The sequence below is a fragment of the Brunnivagina elsteri CCALA 953 genome (genome assembly GCF_002289455.1).
Taxonomy (GTDB): domain Bacteria; phylum Cyanobacteriota; class Cyanobacteriia; order Cyanobacteriales; family Nostocaceae; genus Brunnivagina; species Brunnivagina elsteri.
The window spans coordinates 1-8,138 of record NZ_NTFS01000308.1; the positions used below are offsets into that span (position 1 = coordinate 1).

General features: G+C 39.5%; 7 protein-coding genes. 6 read left to right on the top strand and 1 reads right to left on the bottom strand.

The features are described from left to right. Positions 1 to 169: 169 nt before the first annotated feature. The 5 genes from def (at position 170) to CK510_RS22105 (ending at position 6,952) form a co-directional block, all read left to right on the top strand. Positions 170 to 715: a peptide deformylase gene (gene def / locus CK510_RS22085; protein ID WP_095723745.1), complete on the top strand. Its 546-nt coding sequence runs from the start codon at positions 170 to 172 to the stop codon at positions 713 to 715. A 103-nt stretch (positions 716 to 818) separates the two neighbouring features. Beyond that, positions 819 to 2,219 (top strand): HMA2 domain-containing protein, encoded by a 1,401-nt coding sequence (locus CK510_RS22090; RefSeq protein ID WP_095723746.1) that lies wholly within the window; start codon positions 819 to 821, stop codon positions 2,217 to 2,219. 706 nt (positions 2,220 to 2,925) lie between these two features. Beyond that, positions 2,926 to 5,211 (top strand): heavy metal translocating P-type ATPase, encoded by a 2,286-nt coding sequence (locus CK510_RS22095; protein ID WP_095723747.1) that lies wholly within the window; start codon positions 2,926 to 2,928, stop codon positions 5,209 to 5,211. A gap of 354 nt (positions 5,212 to 5,565) precedes the next feature. Beyond that, on the top strand, positions 5,566 to 5,868 hold the full coding sequence (locus tag CK510_RS22100) for a DUF5132 domain-containing protein (protein ID WP_095723748.1): 303 nt from the start codon (positions 5,566 to 5,568) through the stop codon (positions 5,866 to 5,868). Positions 5,869 to 6,370: 502 nt separating this feature from the next. Next, positions 6,371 to 6,952: an HMA2 domain-containing protein gene (locus tag CK510_RS22105; RefSeq protein WP_095723750.1), complete on the top strand. Its 582-nt coding sequence runs from the start codon at positions 6,371 to 6,373 to the stop codon at positions 6,950 to 6,952. 113 nt (positions 6,953 to 7,065) lie between these two features. Here the strand turns inward: CK510_RS22105 and CK510_RS22110 are convergent, their stop codons facing one another. Continuing rightward, on the bottom strand, positions 7,066 to 7,608 hold the full coding sequence (locus tag CK510_RS22110) for a hypothetical protein (protein ID WP_095723749.1): 543 nt from the start codon (positions 7,606 to 7,608) through the stop codon (positions 7,066 to 7,068). A 224-nt stretch (positions 7,609 to 7,832) separates the two neighbouring features. Here CK510_RS22110 and CK510_RS22115 point away from each other — a divergent pair. Continuing rightward, positions 7,833 to 8,138, top strand: a 306-nt coding sequence (locus CK510_RS22115) for a dihydroxyacetone kinase subunit DhaK (protein WP_211293254.1), incomplete at its 3' end; no start/stop codon positions are given.

Genomic DNA, 8,138 nt, shown 5'->3' on the forward strand with positions numbered 1-8,138 from the left:
TCGCATTCGTGTTGAAAAATTCGTGCGACAAAATCAACAAGCTTTTGATGTTTGGATTTGCCTTTTCTATCATTCTCCTGAAGAATAAACTATAAACAGTTTTAACTCAAATTTTGTAACTAGAAACTATAACCCAAGATAGATCAACCCATTCTAAATAATTTTTATAATGAACCAGAAAAATAGGGAATCATTGTCAATTATTAAGTTAGGTAATCCAGTTTTACGGCAGTCAGCATCTTTGATTGAAAATATTAAAGATGAACAGATTCAAAAACTAATCGATGATTTAATCGCAACAGTAGCAAGTGCCAACGGAGTAGGAATTGCAGCCCCGCAAGTCGCAAAATCATATCGTTTGTTTATCGTGGCTTCCCATCCAAATCCCCGATATCCCAAGGCTCCAGACATGAAACCAACTGCAATGATTAATCCTAAAATTATTGACCATTCACGTAAAATTATCAAAGATTGGGAAGGATGTTTAAGTGTTCCTGGCATTAGGGGGTTAGTACCCCGATACGAATGGGTAACAGTTCAGTATATAGATAGAAAAGGCAAATCCAAACATCAAAAGCTTGTTGATTTTGTCGCACGAATTTTTCAACACGAATGCGACCATCTCGATGGAATTGTCTTTCTAGACCGCGTTGAAAGTACTCAAGAGCTAGTATCAGAAGAAGAGTATCAGAGGCTACAAAATCACAACACTTAATGAATAATAATTCTAAGGAGTAGTGACAATTACCTCCTGTTAGTGTAAATTTAATGTATTGTTAACCTTTTTAATTAGAAGGGGTTATCGGGTAAATAAGCAAATGACAAAAACCATTAGTAGTCGCGAGAGATTAAATAATCAGGTAGAAATATCTCCTGAATCAATCTCAATTGGGGCGCAAAGCGATGAAAATCATCAAGGCGTGAAGAAAGAAGAAGCAGCACAAAAAACTGTGCAGGCTTTGAAAATGGAATTGCAAGAATTCAGATTGCAAATAGTCCATGCAACAACAGAGCGGGTAAGAATCTGCGCTACTGATGTTAGTGGTAAAGAATTAAATCAGGAATTAAGCAATAGCTCAATTAAAGAATTAATTGATACGATTTGTGAAAGATTGCAACAGAGAGAGGGAATTAAGCAAATTACCTGGAACGAACCAACAAAAAGTTTGGTAGTGAGTTTTAATAGCGAGTTGCTATCATTGTCGCAAATATTGGCAATTCTGGAAGAGTTTGGCGTGAAAGAGCAAAAATCGGCTGAGAAACAGTTTGAGGAAAAGTTAGACCCTTTTGCTGCGTGGAAATCCGCCGAATTTTGGAAAGAACAAGGACTAGATTTGATTCCCTTGTTTGCAGGATTGGCAGTTACATCAAGATTGGCAATTGGCGGTTTAGCATCTATACCAGTTTACATGCTGACAGCCAATATTACACGGCGGATTATCGCCTATACTCAACAAGCTTTAGCAACTGAAACTGAAAAGCCACAAGAAACAAAAAAAACTAAAAAATCAGTATTAGGAAGCGAAAAGAAAACTCATTTATCCGTACCTGAAGTAACATCAAAAAAGGTGATGGGGAAGAGTAAAACAGAGAAAAATAATAAAAATAATAGTCCTTGTGAAGGTTTGGTGTCAAAATTGGAGAAAGCATCTACTCTGGAACGTACAATAGACCGTAAAATTGTGTCTGAATATCAAAGCAATACTGTATTTAAGGCTAGTGGATTGACCACAAAGCCAGCAAAGATTAATTACAGCGTTGTCCATTCAATTCCGGGAAGAATTAGGTTTAATGTACCTCATATAGCTAAAGATAGAGCCTATGCAAGAACACTGGAAAGGTTGTTAAAAACAGAACCACACGTTACCAATGTGCGAGTTAATTGTGATGCTGCATCGGTTGCGATCGCATTTGAACCAAGCTCGTTAAGTAAATCCCATTGGTTTGCTTTATTGGAATTAGCAAATGAAGTCATTCCATCGGCAAATCAGGTAACAAGTCAAACTAATCTTGCAAAACTAAATACGCAATTAAATACATCAGAAAGTCAGAGAGAAGGAATTGAGTTAGAAACTCAATTATTACAAGTGGATTTGATAGAGCCAGTGACAACTGAGAACCTAGTAAGTGAAACCCAAGTAAATAGCATTGTCGCTGATTTGAAACCACCTTTTATCAACCTTTTAATCGATGTGGTAGCGACTTTCCCACTCGAATAGAAAGTAGGAAACTCAGAAGTTAGATAGAAGTTAGAATTCAGAATTCAGAGTTCAGAATCATATAACTAGCATAGTTAGTATTTCTAGCGAATGGCTTTTCTAGAAATGCAAGCTTTGTAGTCCTAATTTTGACCTCTCAATTTCTGCTCATGATGTAAAGCTCCGTTTTGAAGTGAGTTAAGGAATCAAATCAAAAATGGCAGATTTATACACATTTAAAGTGAATTTGAAAAATCTATCAAAGCTTCAGCTTTGAGGTTAAGTGGCTTTGCTTTCGGAAAATGTAAAGTAAAAAATCGAAGATTGCAAATTTACGACTTCTCAAAGAACTTGTGAATTCAAATTTCATGGCTAAATGAGGATATTTTTATCTTCCTTATACCATTTTAATATGAAGATGCATAAAATAACCCCACCGCCTGTGGCACCTCCCCTTAGTAAGGGGAGGTTGGAGGAATCGAAATAATGTGCAGTTTCACAAGTAATTGGTATTAAGTGTTGTTAATGGTTAATTCTTTATTCTTTAGTTTCAACTAATAGACATCTTCGGAAAAGATGTAGAGACGTAGTAATTCTGCTTCTTTACAAAGGTTCTAGGTAGTACATAATTGATTTTTGGAGATGTCTAATAACTAAACTACTAATAAAGTCTCAACCAATTACCAACACCAAAAACAGTTTATTCAATTTTTATGAGAGTACAGCAATGGTTCAAGTCAAGATGGATTTTCGATCCTCCTCCGCTAATATTTCACAAGTAAATGTAGCTGGGAATGGATTGGGAACAAATGGAAAAGTTGTCTTAGTCGATCGCAAAAAGATTGATAGTAGACAAATTCGTCCAGCGAAAAAAATCAATCAACTCAAAGTTTATTACAGCGTTGTTCACGAAACATTAGGAAGACTACGACTGCGGGTTCCGCATCTACGCGATGATGCCGAATACGTGCAGCGCTTGCAAATGCTTCTGGAATCAGATAAGTACATCACAAAAGTATGTATCAAACCAGCAGCAGCATCCCTAGCAGTTACATACGATATCAACAAAATTACACGGGCAAATATTCGTCCACATATTACCCGTACTTTGCAAGCTGCCACAGACGTAGCAGTAATTAGAACTGCACCACAGCAAGCAGAAAAAGAAGACGAAAACCCTTATCCAAGTTGGAAATTTTCAGCAGCAGCATCAGCACTCGCAGTATTAGGAGGACCATTTGGTGTATCAATTCCCCCAATGCTAATTGCGACAACCATTGTTTTAGCAACATTACCAGTAGCTCAACGAGCTTGGGTCGCAATTCGCGAAGAACGCAAATTAAATATTGATTTCCTTGACTTAATGGCGATCGCAATCACCACAGTTCAGGGACAATTTCTCACCCCAGCATTGATGCTAGGGTTGATTGAAATCGGGGAAAATATTCGCGATCGCACAGCACGTTCTTCCGCACAACAAACCCTCGATTTACTCGCATCCTTGGGTAAATTCGCTTGGGTAGAACGGGATGGGGAACAAATTCAAATTGCCATTGAAGAAGTCCAAAAAGGTGATACCGTCATCGTCTACCCAGGTGAACAAGTTCCCGTAGATGGCACAATTATTAGTGGTAAAGCCCTATTTGACGAGCAAAAACTGACAGGTGAATCAATGCCCGTAATGAAGCGGAAAGGGCAGTCTGTCTACGCTTCCACCTTAGTTAGGGAAGGGCAAATTTACATCCTCGCAGAACGACTAGGGAATGATACCTGCGTTGGCAAAAGCATACAACTCATGCAGGAAGCACCAGTTCACGATACCCGCATGGAAAACTATGCCGCGAAACTTGCCCAGAAAGCAGTCGTGCCAACTTTACTACTTGGGGGAACCGTATTTGCCCTGACCAGGAACCCAGCCCGTGCTGCAAGTATTCTCACCCTCGACTTCGCCACTGGAATCCGCGTATCCGTTCCCACAACAGTACTTGCGGCACTTTCCTATGCAGCCCGCCGTGGCGTTCTGATTCGTAGTGGACGGGCATTAGAGCAACTCGCCAATGTGGATACGATTGTATTTGATAAAACAGGTACACTCACCAAAGGGGAAATTGCCGTTACCGATGTGAGAAGCTTTAATTCCCAAGTTTCCGAATTACAAATTTTAGCGATCGCAGCAACAGCCGAACAACGATTAACACATCCCGTTGCCGAAGCGATCGTACGTCATGCCGAATCTCTACAAGTCGATGTTTTGACCCGCGAAAAATGGGATTATAAACTAGGCTTAGGCGTTGAAGCAATTATCGACGGCAAAAAAGTCTATGTCGGTAGTGAGCGTTTTCTACGTCAACAAGAGATTGACATGATAGCCGTAGATGAATTGTCAGATAAACCCGCATCAGCAATATATGTTGCCAGCGACGGACAAGTACAAGGCATAATAGAATATAATGATGTACTGCGATCGGAAAGCAAGGAAGTCATTACAAAGTTGATGACAGTCGAAGGTGTAGAAGTTCACATGCTCACCGGAGACAACAAACGCACAGCAACCACTGTCGCGACCCAATTAGGTATTTCCCCAGCCAATACCCACGCTGAAGCCTTCCCCGAACAGAAAGCAGACGTAGTTCGACAGCTGCACGAAACAGGTAAAACAGTCGCATTCGTTGGCGATGGCATTAACGATTCACCCGCATTAGCTTATGCGGACGTTTCCGTGTCTTTTGCGAACGGTTCCGACATTGCCCGTGAGACAGCAGACTTAGTATTGATGCAAAACGACTTACACGGTTTGCTCGAAGCAATTGACATTGCCCGCAAAGCCAAGCAATTGATTCGGCAAAACACCAGCATCATCGCCATTCCCAATTTAGCGGCTTTGGTAGTAGCTACCCTATTTGGACTCAACCCCCTTGCAGCAACTGTTGTCAACAATGGTTCGACAGTAGTAGCAGGGATTAACGGCTTGCGTCCAATTTTAACAGGAAGTCGGAAAGTAGAGAAAAGTTAGGAATTAGAAATTTTAGGAGCTACGAATCAGGAAAAGAAGTGGTGAAAGATTTAAACAATTGGAATACACAATTGAAATATACTAAGAATGGGGTAAAAATAGACTTTTCAATAAAGTAAAAATACTTTAGATGCTTCCTTCGTCAGCTAGATAATTCGTCAGCATGACAAAAGTTTATATTACATCCGTTTTCAGTATACAGAGAGACAGACGCAATATATCGTGTCTCTACATTCCTAACTCCTAACTCCTAACTTTCTAAGCTCTACCACCAGCTAGATGTAATAGCTATCCGAGAAGGATTAAGCTAAACAATTTTGTCCCAATTTATAAATTCCCTGGAGGAAAATAGTCATGGCAAAAATCACTGATTTCATCGAAGAAGCAGGCGCACCTGGAATTATCGCAGGTATTGGCGCAGTATTGCTAGCACCCGTTCTTATTCCTGTTGTTGCTGGTGTTGGTAAACCGATCGCCAAATCTCTAATTAAAGGTGGAATAGCCCTTTACGAAAAGAGCAAAGGCGCATTTGCTGAAATTGGCGAAACATGGGAAGATATCGTAGCAGAAGCCAGAGCCGAAATTGCCGAATCAAAGCAATTACCTGCATTTGAAGCTGCAAGCCATTCAGAAACAGCCGAAAACGGTCAAGGATAGGAATTAAGAAGCTGGGTTTCTGTTCAAATTAAGTACGAATATTTTCATTGCTTAACCAATAGAAACCCGGTTTCTCATACCATGTAAAGAACTTAATCAAAGCTAATATTTATAATATTTAATTGATACAACTCAAAATTTAATTTGTACCGACTGTCTTGAGATTCAATCTTATCGCAGTCAGAAAAAGCCAAAAGCTACTAAAATATAGCCTGATAGCCATTTAAAAAGTTCAATTTTCAACGGTTTTAGTATATTGAAATAATCTAAAAACCCAATTTCTCCCTAAACGTGAGAACCTGAATAATTCTTGGTTACATCAATCATTAGATGGTGGGAGAAACCAGGTTTCTTATTGGTGTTGCATCGAGGATAGTCGTGCTGAGTTAAAGAGAAACCCGGTTTCTTGAGCTTTGCTTGGGTTGCGTTTTACTCCAACCAACCTACGGAATATATACAAAATCAAAATCAAAATCCAAAATTTCATCAGGAGGGTGTAATCATGTTAAAAAATGGTTTTGTTAGTCAAACAAAAATGCAAAAACCCAAGCATTCAAAAGCTGTGAAATCAGTAAACCATGTTCAAATTACCACAAAGGTTATCAGCGATACACCAGGAAGATTGCGCTTGCGAGTAGCTCAAAGAAACCGTAAATCAGGGCAAATGCAGCCACTTGTTAATGCTTTGCAAGAACATTCCAATATTAACCAAGTACGAATGAATCTTGACCAAGGTAGTATAACTATTAACCATGAAGGTGAAGATAGTTGGCAAAACGTCATGGCAACGCTAAAAGATTTAGGAATAATTTTTGGCGATATTTTAGAGGTTCATACTGACGCTGCGATCGCACTATCAAATCCAGTCATGGACTTAAATAAGCGTGTTAAAGAAGCTACAGAAGGTCAGTTAGATATACGGGTTTTGTTTCCCTTTGGATTAGGCTGTTTGGCGATTCGTCAACTAATAATTAAGGGTTTGCAATTTGATATTATTCCTTGGTATGTATTAGCTTGGTACGCATTTGATAGTTTTATCAAACTTCATGGGACAAATCGATTGGAACCAACCAGCGATTCGTAGAAGATATTATTTTTCTTTTACGGGGACAGAAACTGACAGTTAGCATATCATCTTAAAGGGTGGGGAGACCCTACCCCTACAACATTTTGGAGAATTTATTTCTTGGTGTTACCTCAAAAAGAGGCATTTTCACTGTTAACTAAGCGTGTTTCTGTGATTTTGCCTTCTGTTACTTGTACAGTTTTAAAACTACCATCACCCAAGAAAGAATTTAAGTACAAATCATTACCATACTGAGCGAAAATAGTATATTCTCCAGGAAGTAATTTAACAAAGAATTTGCCATTTTTATCAGTTTTAACTTGAGTTACCAATTTAAAATTTTGCCTTGCTTCAGTAATAGATAAACGAGTACCCTTTGCTGGAATGCGTCCAGAAAAAACCCAAACGCTAGTTTTTATTGGTTGGGGTTTGCTTCTTTGACGATTTTCGCCAATGCTGGGCATTTGATTCCCTGTAACACGGGTTACGATACCACTTACTCCTTGAGTTTTTCTTTGGGCTTTTTCTTGGGTTTGCCCTTGTTGCATCTCTGTTTGAGCATTGACAGAGTTGGAATTTTGAGGAGTTGCAAAACTTATCGGATTAGCATACCCAAATACTAAGGGGAGAGCTAAAATAGCCACTATCAAAAGACGGATGGGAAGAGAAGACATATATTAATTTTTTACCTTGAAAAGCAAATTGAGGAATCTAGATTACTATTTTAATTGTTTGCAGTATTATCTGATTTGGTTTGATTTGCGATATGCTGTTCGCAAAGCGCACGCTCCGCGAACAGCATATCGCACCATCCCGACGAGAAGAAGTTAAGGGTATGCAGCTATGGTAATCTGTCACTGGGGGCATTTTGACCCTTGGAAGCAGGAGTGACAGAACGATGAAGAAGCTGATTAACAATCCTGAAGACTTTGTACGTGAAAGTCTCGAAGGTATGGCAGCTGCCCATGCAGATTTAATAAAAATTAACTTTGAGCCGACTTATGTGTGTCGTGTGGATGCTCCAAGACAGGCAAAGGTAGCAATTATTTCTGGTGGTGGTAGTGGTCACGAACCAATGCACGCTGGCTTTGTAGGTATGGGAATGCTCGATGCAGCTTGTCCAGGAGAGGTTTTTACGTCACCGACACCTGACCAAATGTTAGAAGCGGCAAAAGCTGTTGATGGTGGTGCTGGTATTCTTTAT